Annotated in this window: 19 protein-coding genes; 5 read left to right on the forward strand and 14 right to left on the reverse strand. The window is 68.2% G+C overall.

Annotated elements, in window-relative coordinates:
* The 9 genes from FA740_RS13340 to pyrC form a co-directional block, all read right to left on the reverse strand.
* The gene (locus tag FA740_RS13340; protein WP_136857270.1) at positions 1–852 is read right to left on the reverse strand and encodes a fumarylacetoacetate hydrolase family protein; all 852 of its coding nucleotides are present in this window, start codon (positions 850–852) and stop codon (positions 1–3) included.
* 385 nt (positions 853–1,237) lie between these two features.
* Positions 1,238–1,726, reverse strand: a complete 489-nt coding sequence (locus FA740_RS13345) for a bactofilin family protein (RefSeq protein WP_136857271.1) — start codon at positions 1,724–1,726, stop codon at positions 1,238–1,240.
* Entirely contained in the window at positions 1,716–3,005 is a 1,290-nt protein-coding gene (locus FA740_RS13350; RefSeq protein ID WP_136857323.1) for a DUF5930 domain-containing protein, read from the reverse strand. The genes FA740_RS13345 and FA740_RS13350 overlap by 11 nt, the downstream gene beginning before the upstream one ends.
* 188 nt (positions 3,006–3,193) lie before the next feature.
* The gene (locus FA740_RS13355; protein WP_136857272.1) at positions 3,194–4,591 is read right to left on the reverse strand and encodes a helix-turn-helix domain-containing protein; all 1,398 of its coding nucleotides are present in this window, start codon (positions 4,589–4,591) and stop codon (positions 3,194–3,196) included.
* Positions 4,592–4,647: 56 nt separating this feature from the next.
* Positions 4,648–5,835, reverse strand: coding sequence for a multidrug effflux MFS transporter (locus FA740_RS13360; protein WP_136857273.1), 1,188 nt, complete (start codon positions 5,833–5,835; stop codon positions 4,648–4,650).
* Between the two features lie 152 nt (positions 5,836–5,987).
* On the reverse strand, positions 5,988–6,344 hold the full coding sequence (locus FA740_RS13365) for a DMT family protein (protein ID WP_136857274.1): 357 nt from the start codon (positions 6,342–6,344) through the stop codon (positions 5,988–5,990).
* Complete coding sequence (locus FA740_RS13370) at positions 6,335–7,822, reverse strand: replicative DNA helicase (RefSeq protein WP_136857275.1); 1,488 nt, start codon at positions 7,820–7,822, stop codon at positions 6,335–6,337. Before FA740_RS13370 ends, FA740_RS13365 begins: the two co-directional genes overlap by 10 nt.
* A 121-nt stretch (positions 7,823–7,943) precedes the next feature.
* Entirely contained in the window at positions 7,944–8,615 is a 672-nt protein-coding gene (locus tag FA740_RS13375) for an orotate phosphoribosyltransferase (protein ID WP_136857276.1), read from the reverse strand.
* Positions 8,612–9,655 carry a dihydroorotase gene (pyrC, locus tag FA740_RS13380; RefSeq protein ID WP_136857277.1) on the reverse strand — a complete coding sequence of 348 codons (1,044 nt, stop codon included), beginning with the start codon at positions 9,653–9,655 and terminating at the stop codon, positions 8,612–8,614. Before pyrC ends, FA740_RS13375 begins: the two co-directional genes overlap by 4 nt.
* 157 nt (positions 9,656–9,812) lie before the next feature.
* On the opposite strand from pyrC, the gene FA740_RS13385 reads away from it, so the two are divergent.
* Together FA740_RS13385 and FA740_RS13390 are read left to right on the forward strand one after the other, a co-directional pair.
* Positions 9,813–10,130 (forward strand): antibiotic ABC transporter, encoded by a 318-nt coding sequence (locus FA740_RS13385; protein ID WP_136857278.1) that lies wholly within the window; start codon positions 9,813–9,815, stop codon positions 10,128–10,130.
* Positions 10,131–10,194: 64 nt separating this feature from the next.
* Positions 10,195–10,947, forward strand: coding sequence for an SDR family oxidoreductase (locus FA740_RS13390; RefSeq protein ID WP_136857279.1), 753 nt, complete (start codon positions 10,195–10,197; stop codon positions 10,945–10,947).
* A gap of 71 nt (positions 10,948–11,018) precedes the next feature.
* Here the strand turns inward: FA740_RS13390 and gap are convergent, their stop codons facing one another.
* The 4 genes from gap to purB form a co-directional block, all read right to left on the reverse strand.
* Positions 11,019–12,020, reverse strand: coding sequence for a type I glyceraldehyde-3-phosphate dehydrogenase (gene gap, locus FA740_RS13395; RefSeq protein ID WP_136857280.1), 1,002 nt, complete (start codon positions 12,018–12,020; stop codon positions 11,019–11,021).
* Positions 12,021–12,114: 94 nt separating this feature from the next.
* On the reverse strand, positions 12,115–12,258 hold the full coding sequence (locus FA740_RS19735) for a hypothetical protein (protein ID WP_169306304.1): 144 nt from the start codon (positions 12,256–12,258) through the stop codon (positions 12,115–12,117).
* A gap of 56 nt (positions 12,259–12,314) precedes the next feature.
* The gene (locus FA740_RS13400) at positions 12,315–13,325 is read right to left on the reverse strand and encodes a FliG C-terminal domain-containing protein (RefSeq protein ID WP_136857281.1); all 1,011 of its coding nucleotides are present in this window, start codon (positions 13,323–13,325) and stop codon (positions 12,315–12,317) included.
* Between the two features lie 73 nt (positions 13,326–13,398).
* Complete coding sequence (gene purB, locus FA740_RS13405) at positions 13,399–14,712, reverse strand: adenylosuccinate lyase (RefSeq protein ID WP_136857282.1); 1,314 nt, start codon at positions 14,710–14,712, stop codon at positions 13,399–13,401.
* A gap of 145 nt (positions 14,713–14,857) precedes the next feature.
* Between purB and FA740_RS13410 the strand changes: the two genes are divergently transcribed.
* The 3 genes from FA740_RS13410 (at position 14,858) to FA740_RS13420 (ending at position 17,091) form a co-directional block, all read left to right on the forward strand.
* Positions 14,858–15,526 (forward strand): hypothetical protein, encoded by a 669-nt coding sequence (locus FA740_RS13410; RefSeq protein ID WP_136857283.1) that lies wholly within the window; start codon positions 14,858–14,860, stop codon positions 15,524–15,526.
* A 24-nt stretch (positions 15,527–15,550) separates the two neighbouring features.
* Entirely contained in the window at positions 15,551–16,567 is a 1,017-nt protein-coding gene (locus FA740_RS13415; protein ID WP_136857284.1) for a YihY/virulence factor BrkB family protein, read from the forward strand.
* Positions 16,568–16,758: 191 nt separating this feature from the next.
* On the forward strand, positions 16,759–17,091 hold the full coding sequence (locus tag FA740_RS13420) for an SMR family transporter (protein WP_211243712.1): 333 nt from the start codon (positions 16,759–16,761) through the stop codon (positions 17,089–17,091).
* Here FA740_RS13420 and FA740_RS13425 read toward each other — a convergent pair.
* The gene (locus FA740_RS13425; RefSeq protein ID WP_136857286.1) at positions 17,088–18,755 is read right to left on the reverse strand and encodes a peptidoglycan -binding protein; all 1,668 of its coding nucleotides are present in this window, start codon (positions 18,753–18,755) and stop codon (positions 17,088–17,090) included. The two genes, FA740_RS13420 and FA740_RS13425, sit on opposite strands and share 4 nt — an antisense overlap.

An 18,755-nucleotide genomic window follows, 5' to 3' on the forward strand; every position in this document is an offset into this window, starting at 1 on the left:
TCAGCCGACCACGCGCTGCGTCTGCGTGCCCAGGCCGTCAATGCCAAGCCGCATGACCTGCCCGCCGCGCAGATAGACCGGCGGCTTCTGCCCCATGCCGACGCCGGGGGGCGTGCCCGTGGTGATCAGATCGCCCGGCATCAGGGTCGCAAAGCGAGAGCAATAGGCGACCAGATGCGCCACGCCAAAGACCATCGTCGCGGTGGTGCCGTCCTGGCGCATCGTGCCGTCCACCTCCAGCCACAGGCGCAGGGCCTGGGGGTCCGCGATCTCGTCGCGGGTGACCAGCCAGGGGCCGACGGGGCCAAAGCCGTCAAAGCCCTTGCCCTTGTCCCAGCTGCCGCCGCGGCGGATCTGCCAGTCGCGCTCGCTGATGTCGTTGATCACGCAATAGCCGGCGACATGGTCCAGCGCGCGATCCTCAGGGATGTCGCGGCCGCCATCGCCGATGACGATGCCCAGCTCGACCTCCCAATCGGTGGCGGTCGATCCGGCGGGCAGATGCACGTCGTCGTCGGGTCCCGCGATGCAGCTGGTCCATTTGGTGAACAGCACCGGCTCGGACGGGACGTCCATGCCCGATTCGGCGGCGTGATCGGCATAGTTCAGGCCGACGCCGATAAACTTGCCCACGCCTGCCACGCAGGCCCCAAGGCGCAGGTCCTGCTGCGGCTGGCCCGGTACCAGGGGCAGCGTCGCAGGGTCCAGGGCCGCCAGCCGCGCCAGCCCCGCGGCGGTCAGAGCCGCGCCCGACAGGTCGTCCACATGGCCCGACAGATCGCGCACGCGGCCCTGATCATCCAGCAACCCCGGCCATTCAGCCCCCGCAGTCCCGTATCGAACCAGCTTCATCGCACGTCCTCCTCCGCTTGCCGGGGCATTGGACCTGTGGCGGCGGTGGTTCGCAATGGCGAATCTGAAATCTTTTTCCGACGGGAAAGTGCGGCGCGTCTGTGGTGAATGATGATTGGACCAAAGGCCCCTGTCCCGGGAGCGATGGAACCTGCGCGCGCGTTCACCGGGCGCTCCGGCCACCAGGACACCCTTGGCGCGCATCGGCTGAGCCCTGAGGTGGAGGGCCGCTCTGCGTCGGGTGATGCAGGGCAAGATTACCCGGTTTGTTCCGGGACCTGCCTATTGGCGCAGGGCCAGACAGGGCAAGCGCCGGGGCCGTAGAACCACCCCCCCAATAGAAAAGGCCCGCGAAACGCGGGCCTTGCTGTCTGGCAGACCGGGTTCACTCGGCCGTCGGGGGGGCCAGCTTCTTGGTGCCGCCATTGTTCAGCGGGTCTTCCTGACGCTGGACCGAGCCTTCGAAATGGGCGCCCGATTCGATGGCGATGGTCTTGTGGATGATGTCGCCCTCGACCCGCGCAGAGGCCGACAGACGCACCTTGAGGCCGCGCACGCGGCCGATGACGCGACCGTTGACGATGATGTCGTCGCCGACGATCTCACCCTTGATCGTGGCCGATTCGCCGATGGTCAGCTGATGGGCGCGGATGTCGCCCTCGACCGTGCCTTCGATCTGGATGTCGCCCTGGGTCTTGATGTTGCCCGTCACAGTCAGATCCGCCGACAGGACCGAGGGGGCCACGCGCACGCGCGGGGTCGCTGCGGCCTGCGCCTCGGGGGCGGGGCGATCCGGGGTCGCGGGGGCGGCCTGCGGGGCGGCGGTGTCGGTCGGGGTGGGGCGGGTCTCGGTCACGCGGGTCTTACTGAACATTTTCTGCTGCCTTGATGAAGCTCATCGGGTCCACGGCCCGACCGTTCATGCGCACCTCATAGTGCAGGTGCGGACCGGTCGAACGTCCGGTATTTCCCATATCACCGATCCGCTCGCCTTGCGACACCCGATCGCCGACTTTCACACCGATGCGGTTCAGGTGGGCATAGCGCGTCTCGGTGCCCAGCTCGTGGCGGATCTTGATCAGATTGCCATAGGCGCCCATCCGGCCGGCATAGGTGACCACGCCGTCACCCGTAGAATAGATCGGCGTGCCGACCGGTCCGGCCATGTCGATGCCCTCATGCATGCGGCCCCACCGGCGGCCAAAGCCCGAGGTATAGCGGAAATTCGCGGTCACGGGCATCGCCAGCGGCAGCTTTTCGATGGCGATGCGATAGGTGTTCATCTGGTCCAGCGTCACGATGATCTGACGCGCCTTGTCCTCGGTATCCGACAGCGCGGCATTGCCGCGGGTCGAATAGGACATCGGCGTCAGCGGGCCGCCCTGACCGGAATAGCCGCGGCGGATGGTGCGCAGCACGTCGTCGGGGTTCATGCCGACATTGCGGAACACCTGGTCCAGCGGCGCGACCGAGATGGTCACGGCGCTTTCCAGCTGGGTCAGGATCTCGTCGTTGCGGGCCAGGATCTGGTCACGCTCGACCGTCAGCTCCTGGGCGGTCAGGCGGGCGGCCTCGGCCTCCTCGACGGCCTCGTGGCGCTGATCGGCGGCCTGGCGCAGCTCTCCGGACAGGATGTCCAGCGCGACCGAGAATTCCTCGGTCCGGTCGGGGGCGGGGGTGCCTGCGGCCTCGACGCTGGCTGCGGCTGTGTCGCGGTCGGCCAGGGCGTCGCGCAGCGTGGTCTGGACGGCGGCCAGGCCGGTCTGCATCTCGCGGCGGCTCTCCTCGGTTGCCAGCAGTTGGGTCTGCATCTGCGAGACCTTGTCCAGCGCGGCGGAAAAGCGGGCCTGGGCTGCCAGCGCCTCGGCGGCGCGGGCGTCGCGCTCTGCCTGCAGCTGGGACAGGCGCTCCTCGAAGGCGGCCTGGCTGCGCTGGATCTGGTCGCGGGTGTTGCCCGAGCTGACCGCGTCGATCACCAGGAACGAGCTGGCGACCAGCGTCCAGCCAAAGACCAGGGTGATGCCGCTGATGCCGACCATCTGGGTCACGGGACGCAGGCGGACAAAGCGCGTGGTGTCGTCGGAGCGAAGAAAGAGCCGTTGCTCGGGGAGCCACTTTTCAAGCGACGCGTTCAGTCGATCCATCACCGTCATTGTCAGCTTTTGTCCCTCGAAATCACGCCGCGTTTGGAAGGCCAGGCGCGTTGGTTCCGTTCGAGGACGGGTAAACAGCAGCTGTGCCATCTTGGCAACATCCGCGAGGACTTGGGTTCCCTTGATTGGCGGAACCCTGCCTCGGTCGGCGGGTTCCCGCCTAGAAACCTAAATGGTTAACAAGGAAATCAAGCGATTTCATAGGGCAGCGGGCCATCACGATCCTGCGGGATGCGCAGCGGTCGGTCGATCGGCGGAACGGATCGCTGGTGACAGTCGCGCCGCGGGCAGATTCGGCACGAGATGCCGATGGGCTCGAATGCGCGCGGCTTGCTCAGATCTAGGCCGTCGGCATAGACGAGGCCGCCCGCATGGGTCACCTCGACCCCCAACCCGATGGCAAAGCGCCGGACCGGGGCGTTATAGGCGCCCGGATGCTTGGACACATCGCGCGACAGCAGCAGATAGCGCACCCCGTCGGGCGTCTCGGCCAGCTGGCGCAGGAAGCGGCCCGGCTGCTCAAAGGCCTGATGCACGTTCCACAGCGGACAGGCGCCACCGAAGCGCGCGAATTGCAGGCGGGTCGCGGAATGGCGCTTGGTGATGGTGCCGGCCTGATCGACGCGCACGAAAAAGAAAGGCACCCCCTTGGCGCCGGGACGCTGCAGCGTGGACAGGCGATGCGCCACCTGCTCCAGCGAGGCGCCGAACAGATGGGCCAGCCGCTCCAGGTCGTGGCGTTCGGATTGGGCCGCGGCCAGAAAGGCGCGATAGGGCATCAGCGCCGCCCCCGCAAAATAATTGGCCATGCCAAGCCGCGCGATGTCACGCGCCGTCGGGCTGCGGAACCGGGCCAGGTCCAGCGTCGCCTCCAGCAGGTCGGCCTGACGCTCCAGCGCGACCAGGTGCAGCAGCTGGAACAGCCGGGTCGGGGCCTCGGCGGCGGCATTGACCAGCAGGCGGTCGGCCTCGCGGCGGAACACGGCATTGGCGGGCAATTCGGTCAGCTGGACGCGGATGCCCTTGGCGGCCAGCGCGGCCACCGCCATCGCCCAGAGATCGCCGCGATGCCCCTCGGGGCAGGCAAAGCGTTCGGCGGCGCGGTCCACGGCGTCGATGTAATTGTCGCAATAGTGGAAGAAGTCGCGGACCTCGTCCCAGGGCGTGCTGAGGCTGTTCTGGCTGGCGGCGCCGATGGCCTCGTCCAGGGCGGCCAGCCGCTCCTGCCCGTCGCGATGGGCGCGGTAGAGGTCCAGGAAGGCGCGGGCCAGCACCGGCGCATTGGTCGCGGCCAGGCGCAGGTCGGCCAGCGGCGGGGCGGTGTCGAACAGCGGATCGGCCAGGGCCTCCTGCATGTCGATGACCATGCGCTCGGCGTCGCCTGCGGCCAGGGTGGTCAGGTCGATGCCGAATTCCTGCGCCAGGCGCAGCAGGACGCCCGCGCTGATCGGGCGGTGGTTGTTCTCCATCTGCGACAGATAAGGCAGGGAGACGCCCAGCTTTTCGGCGAAGCGGCGTTGGGTCAGGGCGGCGCGGGCGCGGGTCTCGCGCAGGGCACTGCCGGCATAGATTTTCTGCGTGGCCATGCTGCCCCCTTTGCAAATCCGGTTCTAGCGGTTGCAAAGGCCCTGCCGCAAGAGGCTCAGCCCTGTCGGGCCAGCTGGCGTTCGCGCCTGAGCACCCACCCGATCGCCACCAGCGAACCGAGCGCCGAGGCGCACATGATGGCCAGCAGCGGTGTGGCCCCGCTGCCCGGTTGCAGCAGCGCGCCCGCCAGCGCCGACAGCGCCGCGCCCCCGGCCACGGCCAGCGCCCCCCCCAGGCCCGATGCGGTGCCCGCCAGTTCGGGGCGGACGCTCATCATGCCGGCATTGGCATTGGGCAGGACCATGCCGTTGCCCAGGCCCATCAGCGCGATGGCGCCGAAGAAGAACAACGGCCGCACGATGCCCGCAAGGTCCAGGATCAGCGAGACGGAAAGCGCCGCAGCGCAGACCACCGCCCCCATCAGGATCATCCGGTTCAGGCCCAGCACCGGAGAGAAGCGCGCCGAGAGATAGTTGCCCAGAATATAGCCGATGGAGGGCGCGGCGAACCAATAGCCGACCTGCGCAGGCGTCAGGCCAAAGACCTGGTCGCCCACGAAGGGCGCGCCGCCCAGATAGGCGAAGAACGCCCCCGAGGACAGCGTCGCCGCCGCGCAATAGCCCCAGAAGCGGTGCGAGCGCGCCAGGATGGGATAGTTCGCCATCTGCGCCCGCAGGGGCATGCCGCCGCCGCGGACCGTCTCTCCCATGTCGCGGAAGGCGAGGGCCAGGACGGCGATGCCCAGTAGGCCCATGACCACGAAATTGGCCTGCCAGCCGAACAGCTCGTCCAGGACGCCGCCGAAGACGGGGGCCATCATCGGCACCACGGCCATGCCCATCGTGACATAGCCCAGCATCGAGGCCGCCCGGTCGCCGTCATAGAGGTCGCGGACCACGGCGCGGGGGACCAGCATGCAGACGGTGATCACCGATTGCAGCAGGCGGAAGATGAGGAAGGTGGTCGCCGTCGTGGCCAAGAGCGTGCCGATGGTCGCCAGCAGGAAGCCCACCAGCCCCCAGATCACCACGGGTCTGCGGCCAAAGCGGTCGCTGAGCGGCCCGCCCAGCAGCTGCAGCACCGCGCTGGCCCCGATATAGGCCGAGACCGACAGCTGCATCACGCCGTATTCCACGCCGAAATCCCGCGCCATGCCGGGCAGCGAGGGCAGGAACACGTTCATCGACAGGGCCGAGACGCCCGAGAGGGCGACCAGCGTCAGCATATGGGGGGGCGTGCGCATGACAATCTCCGGATCGGCGGGGCGTTTGCACGATGTGCAGACAGACCCGCTGATTCCTCCTTAGCGCGCGGTTTCGCGCTGCGCCAGATGGCGAGGGATTGCGTCCCGCGACGGCGGGGGGCCAGCCCCCCGCACCCCCCGGGGACGGTGCCTTAGCCGAAGTCGTGGAAGATGAACCACGCGCCGAGGCAGATCAGCGAGAAGCCGACGCCGTGCTGCCAGCCCAGCCTCTCGCCCAGGTAGAGCCAGGAGAAGAGGGCGAAGACCGAAAGGCTGATGACCTCCTGGATCGTTTTCAGCTGGGCGGCGCTGTAATAGCCGTAGCCGATGCGGTTGGCGGGCACCTGCATCAGGTATTCGAAAAACGCGATGCCCCAGCTGATGAAGATCACTGTGACCAGCGGTGCGGTCTTGAATTTCAGGTGCCCATACCACGCCACCGTCATGAAGACGTTGGACGCCAGCAGCAGCCCGATCGTGGCGACCGGGATGGGCAGGTTCAGTCCCATTGCGACTGTCTGTCGCGGGCCAGGTTGCCGAAGCGGGTGAACTGACCCTCGAAGGCCAGCTCGACCGTGCCGATGGGGCCGTGGCGCTGCTTGCCCAGGATGACCTCGGCCTTGCCGTGGACGTTCTCCATCACCTGCTGCCAGCGGGCCATCGCGTCCAGATCGCTGTCCGAGGGCTTTTCGCGTTCCTTGTAGTATTCCTCGCGGAACACGAACATCACGATGTCGGCGTCCTGCTCGATCGAGCCGGATTCGCGCAGGTCGGACAGCTGCGGGCGCTTGTCCTCGCGGTTCTCGACCTGACGGGACAGCTGCGACAGGGCGATGACCGGGATGTTCAGCTCCTTGGCCACGGCCTTGAGGCCTTGGGTGATCTCGGACACTTCGTTCACGCGGCTGTCCTTGGCGGTGGCGGCCTTGAGTAGCTGAAGGTAGTCCACGATCAGCACGTCCAGCCCATGCGTCCGCTTCAGCTTGCGGGCGCGGGCGGCCAGTTGGTTGATGGGCAGGGCGGGCGTGTCGTCGATGAACAGCGGGCAGTTCTGCAGCGCATGCGCGGCCTCGACGAAGCGGCGGAATTCGCCCTCGTCCATGTTGCCGGAGCGGATGCGTTCGGACGGCACCTCGGCGGCCTCGGACAGGATGCGGGCGGCCAGCTGTTCGGCCGACATCTCGAGGCTGAAGAAACCCACGACGCCGCCCTCGACCGACCCCTGCGTGCCGTCGGGCTTTTCGCCCAGCTTGTGCGATTTGGCGATGTTGAAGGCGATGTTGGTCGCCAGCGCGGTCTTGCCCATCGACGGGCGGCCGGCCAGGATGATCAGGTCCGAATTGTTCAGACCGCCCATCTTGCCGTCCAGATCGATCAGCCCGGTGGAAATCCCCGACAGCTTGCCGTCGCGCTGATAGGCGGCATTGGCCACCTGCACGGCGCCGGTCACGGCCTTGAGGAAGGATTGGAACCCGCGTTCCGCGGTCCCCGCCTCGCCCAGCTTGTACAGCGTCTGTTCGGCGGCCTTGATCTGTTCCTCGGCGTCGTCGCCGACCTCGACGGTCTGGGCGCGGGCGGTGATGTCCTGACCCAGCAGCATCAGCTCGCGGCGCAGGGCGAATTCGCGGATCATCTGCGCATAGTCGCGCGCGGCATAGGCGCTGATGGCCGCCGCGGCCATGCGGGCCAGATAGGCCGGGCCGCCCAGCTCCTTCAGGCCCTCGTCATTGTCCAGGAAGGCCTTGATCGTGACAGGGCTGGCCAGCGCGTTGCGGCGGATGCGTTCGGCGCAGATGTCAAAGATGCGCGCATGGACCGGGTGATAGAAATGTTCGGACTTGATGATCTGGCTGACCCGGTCGAACACATCGTTGTTCGTCAGCAGCGCGCCCAGCAGCTGCTGTTCGGCCTCCAGCGAATAGGGGATGGGCTGCTTGTCCTCGCCGCCCTCGATTTGTCCGGGAATGATCACGCGCAAGCCGGTCATGTTCGTGCCTGTCTTTCGGTAGGGTCGCGGGGGAGGGTAGCGCAAAGGGCCGGGCGTTGAAATCGCCCGGCCCCGGATTTCGGTGGATGACGCTGTGGACAGGCTGTGGATAACCCGGCTGTCAGCCGTTTGCCGCCTGCCAGGCGCGGGGGTCGGTCAGAAAGGCCTCGACCTCGGTCAGGGTCGCCTCGTCGAACGACCCCTGGGCGCGGGCCTCGGCCAGCACGTCCCACCAGGTGCACAGGTGATGCAGCGCCACGCCGTGATCGGCCAGCCGCTGCGTGGTCTCGGGGAAGATGCCATAGTAGAAGATCACCGCCGTATGGGCGCAGGTGGCGCCCGTCTCGCGGATCGCATCGACGAAGGACAGCTTGCTGCCGCCATCGGTGGTCAGATCCTCGACCAGCAGGACCCGCTGGCCCTCGGTCATCACGCCCTCGATCCGGGCGTTGCGGCCGTAACCCTTGGGCTTTTTCCGGACATAGGTCATCGGCAGGCCAAGCCGTTCCGCGACCAGCGCACCGAAGGGGATACCGGCCGTCTCGCCGCCCGCGACATTGTCGAAGGCCTCGAAGCCCGCGTCGCGCATGACGGTCGCGGCCATGAAATCCATCAGCGTGGCGCGGACGCGCGGAAAGCTGATGATGCGGCGGCAATCCACATAGGTCGGGCCCTTGAGGCCGGACGCATAGGTGAAGGGCTGGGCCGCGTTGAAATCGACGGCCTTGATCTCCAGCAGCATCCGGGCGGTCAGGCGGGCGATCTCGTCGCGCGCGGGGAAGGTCAGGCTCATATGTCCTCCAGGTGCCAGAACAGCGTGAATCCGGGGTCGAAGACGGTGACGGTCTCATCGCCCGCGGTGATCTGCGCCGGGTATGTCGCAGGCGTGTCACGGCGTGTCAGGGTGATGCGGTCGTCGTTGGGCGCCATCCGATAGAAGGCCGCGCCGTTCAGGCTGGTGAAGGCCTCCAGCCGGTCCAGCGCGCCGTCATCCTGGAACACCTGCGCCAGGATCGACATGGTGTTCGGCGCGGTGAAACAGCCCGCGCAGCCGCAGGGCTGCAGCTTGGCGGCGTCGGTGTGCGGCGCGCTGTCGGTGCCCAGAAAGAACCGCGCATCGCCGCTGGTCGCGGCCTCGCGCAGCGCCAGGCGGTGCGATTCGCGTTTCGCGACCGGCAGGCAGTAGTAATGCGGCCGGATGCCCCCCGCCAGGATGGCGTTGCGGTTGATGACAAGGTGATGCGTGGTGATCGTCGCGGCCAGATCATCGCCGCCCGCGCGGGCGTAATCGACGCCCTGGGACGTGGTGATATGCTCCATCACCACGCGCAGGCCTGGCGTGCGACGGCGCAGCGGGTCCAGCACGGTGTCGATGAACACGGCCTCGCGGTCGAAGATGTCGACGGCGAGGTCGGTGACCTCTCCGTGGACGCACAGGGTCACGCCCGCCTCGGCCATCGCCTCCAACACCGGCTGGACGCGGTCGAAATCGGTCACGCCTGACGCGCTGTTCGTGGTGGCGCCCGCCGGATACAGCTTGACCGCACGGATGATCCCGGCCCGGAACGCGGCCACCACATCGGCGGCGTCGGTCGTGTCGGTCAGGTACAGCACCATCTGCGGGTCCAGCGCGGCACCCGGCGGCAGGGCCGCGCGGATGCGGTCGCGATAGGCGGCGGCCTGGGCGCCGGTCGTGACCGGCGGCACCAGATTGGGCATGATGATCGCGCGGCCGAATTGCGCGGAATGCGGCGCGACCGCGGCCAGCATCGCGCCGTCGCGCAGATGCAGGTGCCAGTCGTCCGGGCGGCGAAGTGTCAGCGTCTGTGTCATGAGGGTGCCTCTAACCACGGCAACGGCCCCTTGCCAAGCAGCCGCGTTCATATTTCGGGAACCCTGTCCGAAAGTGGCGGTTGAGTGTGCGCGCCAAGGGGCGCACAGTGGCGCTGCCTGGCAGGTTTTGTCCAAGGCCGCCGAAAGGATACCACCCATGAACCCGATGATGCCGATGATTCTGCCCGCCTCACAGGTAAGACTGGTGTCGCAATTCGCCCGCATCGCGATCGAATCCAACATGGTAATTGGCCTCCGCATGGCCGGGATGATGGGCCTGATGGTCCAGGCCCCCGGAGAGCCGTTCCGCATGGTCGCCGAAAAGCACGCCGCCGTGTCGGAATCCCTGTTCGCCATGGCCAGCGCCGGGCTGCGCGGGCACAGCACGGAACGCATGCTGTCTGCGGGCATGCGCCCCTATGGCCGCCGCACCCGCGCCAATTCCCGCCGCCTGTCCGCCGTGAAGTCCGGCTGAGGCTTTGGAACGACCGACGCGTCCGGTTGTTGGGGTCAGACGGACCCCAAAACGGAGCATCGGGATGAAGACGGCATTGATCACCGGCGGCGCGCAGGGAATCGGCAGGGGCATCGTCACACGATTGCGCAATGACGGCTGGCGCGTCGCGGTGTTCGACCTGGATGCCGAGGCGCTGGACGAGCTGCGTGATCAGGACCCCGATCTGCTGTGCCTTCCGGTCGATGTCGGCTCCGAGGCGCAGGTGGCGCAGGGCATGCTGGCGCTGGACGGTTGGCTGGGGGAGGGCGGGCTGGATCTGCTGGTCTGCAACGCCGGCGTGGCCGACCCGGTCAGCGGCCCGATCGAGGATCTGTCCCTGGCCGATTGGCGGCGTTGGCAGGACAGTCACGTCACCGGGGCCTTTCTGACGATCCGGCGGTCGGTGCCGCTGCTGCGGCAGGCGCGGGGCAGCATCGTGACCATCGCCTCCACCCGCGCGCTGCAGTCCGAACCGCAGACCGAGGCCTACGCCGCGGCCAAGGGCGCGCTGGTGGCGCTGACCCATGCGCTGGCGGTCAGCCTGGGGCCGCAGATCCGCGCGAACTGCATCCTTCCCGGCTGGATCGAGACCGGCCCCTGGCAGAAGGCCGCCAACCGGTACGAGCCCGAACACTCTGACCGCGACCGCAGCCAGCACCCGGTGGGTCGCGTGGGTCGGGTCGAGGATATCGCGGGCCTGGTCGCCTGGTTGGCGTCGGATGAGGCCGGGTTCATCACTGGCCAGCGCTTCGTCGCCGATGGCGGGATGAGCGTGCGGATGATCTACGCCGATTGATGCGCCACGGGGCGCTGAACGGAAAACGGCGGGACGCTCTGGCCCCGCCGTCTTTCAATCTGGGATGGCGATCAGATCAGCTTGCCCATCGCCACGGCCGTGTCCGACATGCGGTTCGAGAAGCCCCATTCGTTGTCGTACCAGGTCAGGATGCGGACCATGCGGCCCTCCATGACCTTGGTCTGGTCCATGTGGAAGATCGACGAATGCGGATCGTGGTTGAAGTCGGTCGAGACCAGCGATTCCTCGGTATAGCCCAGCACGCCCTTCAGCGGGCCGTCGGCGGCGGCCTTGATCGCGGCGTTGACTTCGGCGACCGAGGTGTCGCGGCTGGCCTCGAACACCAGATCCACGACCGAGACGTTGGGCGTGGGCACGCGGATGGCCACGCCGTCCAGCTTGCCCTTCAGTTCCGGCAGGACCAGGCCCACGGCCTTGGCGGCCCCGGTCGAGGTCGGGATCATCGACAGCGCCGCGGCGCGGGCGCGGTACAGATCCTTGTGCATCGTGTCCAGCGTGGGCTGATCGCCGGTATAGCTGTGGATCGTGGTCATGAAGCCGCGATCGATGCCGATCGTGTCGTTCAGGACCTTGACCACCGGCGACAGGCAGTTCGTCGTGCAGCTGGCGTTCGAGACGACCAGGTCGTCCTTGGTCAGCGTGTCGTGGTTCACGCCATAGACGATGGTCTTGTCGGCATTGTCGCCCGGCGCCGAGATCAGCACGCGCTTGGCGCCCGTCGACAGATGCGCCTGAACCTTGTCCTTGGACGTGAACAGGCCCGTGCATTCCATGATGACGTCGACATCGCCCCAGGGCAGCTCTGCCGGGTTGCGGATGGCGGTGACCTTGATCGGGCCGCGACCCACGTCGATGCTGTCGCCCGACACCGTCACCGTGGCCGGAAAGCGGCCATGGACGCTGTCATAGCGCAGCAGGTGGGCGTTCGTCTCGACCGGGCCCAGGTCGTTGATGGCGACGACCTCGATGTCGGTGCGGCCCGATTCGATGATTGCGCGCAGGACGTTGCGACCGATCCGGCCGAAGCCGTTGATGGCGACCTTGACTGCCATGGGTATCCCTCTCGAGCAGGTGATGGTTGCCCGTGGTGTAGCGTGGCGGCAGGGGCGATGCAAATGCCGAAACGGCCGCCGGGCCCGTCAGCCCTCAGCGCCAGAAGCTGACATATTCGATGAACTGGTCCATCGTCCTGGCCGCGACCAGCGGAAGGTCGCCCCCCAGCCAGATCTGGTCCACGGCGAACACTGCGACGATCAGCAGCAGCAGGGCAATGGCGATCTGGTTGGTCATCGGGGCCTCCGGTCGCGGGGTTATCGCCCGGGCGCGCGGCGGGGACAAGCCCGCGCCTATTCCTCGTCCTGCGGCAGCTTGAGGGTCAGCTGGTTGGATTCCTGCAGGCGGCGGATGGCGTTGATGACCTCGGTCATGGCCTCATCGACTTCCTTGGCGCGCGGCTTGCCGAGGGCCTCGCGTTCCTCGCGCAGGCCGTCGGCCATGCGCTGCGACAGGTTGGACAGGATGAACTCGGCCGCGGCGGCATCGGCCTCTGCCGGGGCCGCAAGGGCCCGCACCAGGGTCGTCTGGTCCAGCTCTCGGACGATCTTGGGGACCTCGCGCGGTTCGATCCGGGCGGGGATATGGGCAAAGATGAAGATCGCCTTGCGCACCCCATCCGCGAATTCCATGTCGCGTTCGTCCAGCGCGCCCAGCACGTCGTCGCGCAGATCGGCGGTCGCGAAGTTCAGGATCGCCCCCATCCTGTCGCAGGCGGGCGTCGGGATGGCGGGTTTGGGCAGCGCCTCGGCCGCCTGCAGCAGGACCAGCCCCACCCGGCGCAGCGCGGCGGGCGTCACGCCCGAGGTCATCGACATCGCCTGCGCCACGACCCGCGCGCGTTCGCGGGGCAGGGCGATGAAGGTGGCGGATGCCGCCTCGACCGGCAGCTTGGACAGCATCAGCGCCACCAGCTCGACCGATTCGGCATTGGCCAGCGCGATCAGCGATTCCTTGGGCAGATCGCACAGCCGCACCCAGGGGTCCGAATGCCCGTTGATGGCGGCTGTCCGGCGCAGCTGGTCGGTGCTGTCATCCGACAGGCGCGCGCCCAGCATGGCCAGCGTGCCGTCCAGATTGCCGGGAAAGGTGACGCCCACCGCCTCTAGCCGATCGCAGAATTCGGTGATGACCGCATCACGGGTGTTGCGGTCAATCAGCTCCATCCCGGCCATTTCCTGCGCCAGCAGGGTCTGGGTCGCGGTGTCCAGGCGGTCCAGGCCCGCAACCTCGTCATCGTCCAGCAAAAGGCGCACGATCACCGCCGCCTTCTGCCGCTGGTTCAGCCCCGTCTGGCTTGTCATGCGCGCCTCCGATCACAATCCGTGCCGCAAGAATGCCACGACAACCCTAACGCAAGGTTGACGCCCGACGGTTTTACACCGGATCGGCGCCAAAGACGCGCGCAAAGATCGTGTCGACATGCTTGGTGTGATAGCCCAAGTCGAACTTCTCCTCGATCTCGGCGGGGGAGAGGGCGGCGGTGACCTCCGGGTCGGCCAGCAGCTCGGTCTTGAAGTCGGCGCCCTTCTCCCAGACCTTCATCGCGTTGCGCTGGACCAGGCGATAGCTGTCCTCGCGCGACACGCCGGCCTGGGTCAGCGCCAGCAGCACCCGCTGCGACATGACCAGGCCCTTGAACTTGTTCATGTTGGCCAGCATCGTCTCGGGGTAGATCACCAGCTTTTCGACCACGCCCGCTAGGCGGTGCAGCGCGAAATCCAGCGTGATCGTGGTGTCCGGCCCGATGGCACGCTCGACCGAGGAATGGCTGATGTCGCGTTCGTGCCACAGCGCCACGTTCTCCATCGCCGGGATGACCGACATGCGGACCAGACGGGCAAGGCCGGTCAGGTTCTCGGTCAGGACCGGGTTGCGCTTGTGCGGCATTGCGCTGCTGCCCTTCTGGCCGGGGCTGAAGAACTCCTCGGCCTCCAACACTTCGGTGCGCTGCATGTGGCGGATCTCGATGGCGATGTTCTCGATGCTGGAGGCGATCACGCCCAGCACGGCAAAGAACATCGCGTGGCGGTCGCGCGGGATGACCTGGGTGCTGATCGGCTCGGGGCGCAGGCCCAGCTTGGCGCAGACATGCTCCTCGACGGCGGGGTCGATATTGGCAAAGGTGCCGACCGCGCCGCTGATCGCGCCGGTGGCGATCTCGTGGCGCGCGGCCTCCAGTCGGGCGCGGCCGCGGGCCATCTCGGCGTAGAAGCGGGCGAAGGTCAGGCCCATCGTGGTGGGTTCGGCATGGATGCCGTGGCTGCGGCCGATGCGGACCGTGTCCTTATGCTCGTGCGCGCGGGCCTTCAGCGCGGCCAGAACCCGGTCCATCCCCGCCAGAAGGATGTCACTGGCGCGGACCAGCTGCACGTTCAGCGTGGTGTCCAGCACGTCGCTGCTGGTCATGCCCTGATGGACAAAGCGTGCCTGATCGGCGCCCACATGTTCGGCCAGATGGGTCAGGAAGGCGATCACGTCATGCTTGGTGACGGCCTCGATCTCGTCGATGCGGGCCACGTCGAACTGGACATCCTTGGCGCGCCAGACGGCCTCCGCGTTTTCACGCGGGATCACGCCCACATCGGCCTGCGCGTCGCAGGCATGGGCCTCGATCTCGTACCAGATGCGGAACTTGGTCTCGGGGGACCAGATGGCGACCATCTCGGGGCGGCTGTAACGCGGGATCATGGCGGGCTCCTTTTGCTGCGTCGGGGCATAGCGGGGCAGGGGGGCGGGGGCAAGTTTTCATGCGTTGCGCACGACTGGCGGGGGAACATTCCGCAGGCGCGGCGGGTTCGGTCGCAACAGTTCAGACAACCGACCGGAGATTGCCATGCGCCGCCCCCACGACCCCACTGCCCCCGCCACCGAGGCCGACCGCACCAGCCAGACCCGGTTCGGACCCCGGCCCGTCCCCACGGGCCACCGCCCCGCCTCCGCCCCGCGCCGCGCGGCATCGCGTCAGGACGACGTGACGACCTCGGCCAAGGTCGTGGTCTGGGCGGGCGTCGCCTTGGGCGTCGCGGGCATCACGGCCGCGTCCAGCCTGCTGGCGCGCAAGCTGGCCGGCGGGGACGATCATCCGCGCCCGTCCTATGACCGCGCCTCTCATGACCGCCCCCCGGTGGCCCCGCGCTTTGCCACGCTCGACGAGGAGGAGCGCGAGGCGATGCGCCGCCGCGTCCGCGCCCAAGCGCGTGAGGACAGCGCCCAGGCCGCCCGCCTGCGCGCCAACGCGTCGCGCGGTCGGGGCGGCAATGTCGCCCAGAACCTGACGCGCACCGCAACCGACCTGTCGCAGGGTCTGAACGGCGTGGCGCAGTCGCTGGCCGCGGCGTTCCAGTCGTTCCGCGGCGTGTCCAGCCAGGCCACGACCATCGTCGGCGATTTCGTGGCGGCCGCCGATCAGCTGCGCGCCATCCTGAACGGCGCGCCCGGACCCCGGCCCGGCGCCACGCAGGACCGCGCGCCCCGCGCGCCGCATGACGACACCCGGATCTGATCCGGACCACGAAAGGGACCCCGCATGACCAGACAGCCCGGCATCGCCGACGCGTTCTTCGCCCCCCTGGATCAGGAAACGCGTCAGCGGTTCGGGCTGGAGGGCGATCAGCCCGCCGACGCCGCCCCCACCGGCCCCCAGCCCGGCCTGCGCGACATGTCGCGGGCCGATGTGATCGCGGTCGCCAAATCCACCGTGAAGCAGATCGGCGAGGACCGGGTGACGTCGGTGTCGGGGGGCGTGACGTTCTTTGGGCTGCTGTCGCTGTTCCCGGCGATCACGGCTTTTGTGTCGCTCTATGGTCTGTGGGCCGATCCCACCACGATCCAGTCGCATCTGGCGATGCTGGAGGATCTGCTGCCCGAAAGCTCACTGGAAATCATCCGCGGGCAGGTCGTTTCGATCGCTTCGGCCTCGACCGGGGCCCTGTCCGTGGCGGGGTTCATCGCGCTGCTGGTGGCCTTCTGGTCGGCCAATGGCGGGATGAAGGCGTTGCTGTCGGCACTGAACGTCGCGGTCTTTCAGCGCGAGACGCGTGGCTTTGTCCGGCTGAACCTGGTGGCGATGGCCTTCACCCTGGGCGGGTTGGCGATGATCGTGCTGATGCTGGGCGTGATCGCGGTGCTGCCTTGGGTGCTGCGCCTGCTGCCCATCGGGTGGGGGGCAGAGACGATCCTGTCGATCATCCGCTGGCCGCTGATGCTGGGCCTGCTGGTCCTGGCGTTGGCGGCGGTCTATCGGTGGGGGCCCGCGGCGCCCAAGTCACGCTGGCGGTGGGTGTCGCCTGGCGCGGTCTTTGCGGCTCTGGCGCTGGTCATCACCTCGATGCTGTTTTCCTGGTATGCGGTGAATTTCGGCAACTATAACGAAACCTATGGGTCGCTTGGTGCGGTGATCGCGCTGATGACCTGGCTGTGGCTGAACGCCACGATCGTGCTGGTCGGCGCCGAGATCAACTCCGAGCTTGAGCGGCACCTCAAGCACATGGCCGGCCTGTCCGACGAGCGGCCCCTGTCGCCTGAGACAACTGATGCGGCCTGAGCCGCACCGGTGAGGCGAATGCCGTGAGCGGGATCAGACAAGGCTCCCTTGCTTGCGCGGTGGCAGCGTAGAGCGTCGGCCCGTACCGGGGCACCCTAGGCCTCCGGCAGACCCGGCCCGCGCGAAACTGCTTGACTGCCCCCAGCCCGCTGCCAAAAGGATGGGGCATCTTACGGCGAGTTCCGATGACCCTGTCCCCCTACGTTCCGCTTGGCGCGGCCATCGCGCTGGAGGTGCTGGGCACAACCCTGCTGCAGCGCTCTGAACAGTTCACACGTCTGGCGCCCACGGTCGGGATGGCGGTGTGTTATCTGGTCAGCTTTTACCTGCTGTCGGTCAGCCTCAAGGTGCTGCCCCTGGGCGTCGCCTATGCCATCTGGAGCGCCTGCGGCGTGGCGCTGGTCGCGATGATCGGGCTGGTCGTGTTCGGCCAACGGCTGGACGGACCTGCGGTGCTGGGGCTGGTGCTGATCGTCACCGGGGTGATCGTGATCAACGTGTTCTCGCGCACCGTCGGGCATTAACGCTCGGTCAGTTTCAGCTCGATCCGGCGGTTCAGGGCGCGGCCTTCGGGGCTGTCCTCGGGGGCGATGGGGCGCGTGTCCGCAAAACCAGTAGGCGCCAGCCGCGCCGCCGGAAAGCCCAGATCATCGGCCAGATAGCGGACCACAGCCAGCGCCCGACCCTGGCTCAGCTCCCAGTTGTCGGCATAGCGCCCGGTGCCGGACAGCGGCAGGCTGTCGGTATGGCCGTCCACGCGGATGATCCAGTCGATCTCGGGCGGGATCTCTCCGGCCACGTCGGTCAGCAGCGCGGCCAGACCCGCGATCTGGTCGCGGCCCGCGCCCGACAGCGTCGCCTCGCCCGGCGCGAACAGCACCTCGGACTGGAAGACGAAGCGGTCGCCGACCACCTGCACCCCCTCGCGGCCCGACAGGATCTGGGACAGGCGGCCAAAAAATTCGGACCGATAGCGGACCAGATCCTGCGCCTCGGCCTCGGCACGCAGGCGGGCCTCCTCCTCCAGGGCCAGGCGGGCGCGGGTCTCCTCGGCGGCGCGGACCAGGGCGGCGTTCAGCTGCTGCCCCAGATCGGACACGCGCAGCTCGGCATCGGCCTGCTCGTCCCCGGCGGCATCCAGCAGCGCCTGCAGCGATCCCAGCTGGGCGCGCAGCTGGGCCACCTGCTCGTTCAGGGCGGCGACGCGGCGCTGGCTGTCCTGCGACAGATCCTGCTGATCGGCCAGCTGCGCCCGCGCGGTGGCCAGCAGGGCGGCCTGACGCTCGGCCTCGGTCAGCTGGGTCATGGCCTGGGCCTCGGCCTCGTCGCGGGCGGCATTGGCGGCGGCCAGCAGGGTCAGCGTCTCCTCCGCCTCGCGGCGGCGTTCCTCCAGCGCCAGGGTCATCGCGGTCAGTTCGGCATCCGCACCCTCCAGGCGCTGGCGCAGCAGGGCTGCGGCCTCGGCCTCGGCCAGGCGGGTCTGCTCGGCCTCGGTCAGGCGGGTCTCGGTCTGTGCCAGCGTCGCCTGCTGCGCCTCGGTTTGGGCGCGCAGATCGGCGGCCAGCGCCTCCAGCGCGGCGGCGCGGGCGGCGGCCAGGCGCGCGGCCTCGGCCTGGGCATCGTTTTCCGACCGCGCCGCCGCCACCGCCAGTTCGGCGGCCGAGGCGCGGGTCTGCGCCTGATCCAGATCGGCCTCCAGCGCGCTCAGCCGGGTGGCGCTGGCGGCGCGTTCAGCCAGCAGCGCCGCGACCTCGGCCTCGAAATCGGTCAGGCGGGTGCGGGCCTGGTCCAGCTCCGACTGGCCCGTGGCCAGCTGGCTGGTCAGCCGCGCGATGCGGGCGGCGCGGTCGCGGGCCTCGGCCTCGGCGCGGGCGGCGCGCTCGGCCTCGGTCTCCAGCGATGCGGCCATCTCGGCCTCGCGGGTGGTGGCGGCGTTCAGCGCCTGGCCCAGGGCCGCGACCTGCGCACCCAGATCGTCCAGCTGGCGTTCTTGGCGAGAGATCACCTGCCCCTGATCGGTGATCGTGCCGTCCTGGGTGGTGATCTGTTCGCGCAGCACCCCCTGCACCACGGTAAAAATCGTCAGCACGAACATCAGCACCAGCAGCAGCGCCGTCATCGCATCGACGAAGCCCGGCCAGATCGTGGACGAGAAACGCTGCGCCGATGAGCCGCGGGACAGGCGCAT

Origin of the sequence: Paracoccus hibiscisoli, from assembly GCF_005048265.1 — a bacterium.
GTDB classification, from domain to species: Bacteria; Pseudomonadota; Alphaproteobacteria; order Rhodobacterales; family Rhodobacteraceae; genus Paracoccus; species Paracoccus hibiscisoli.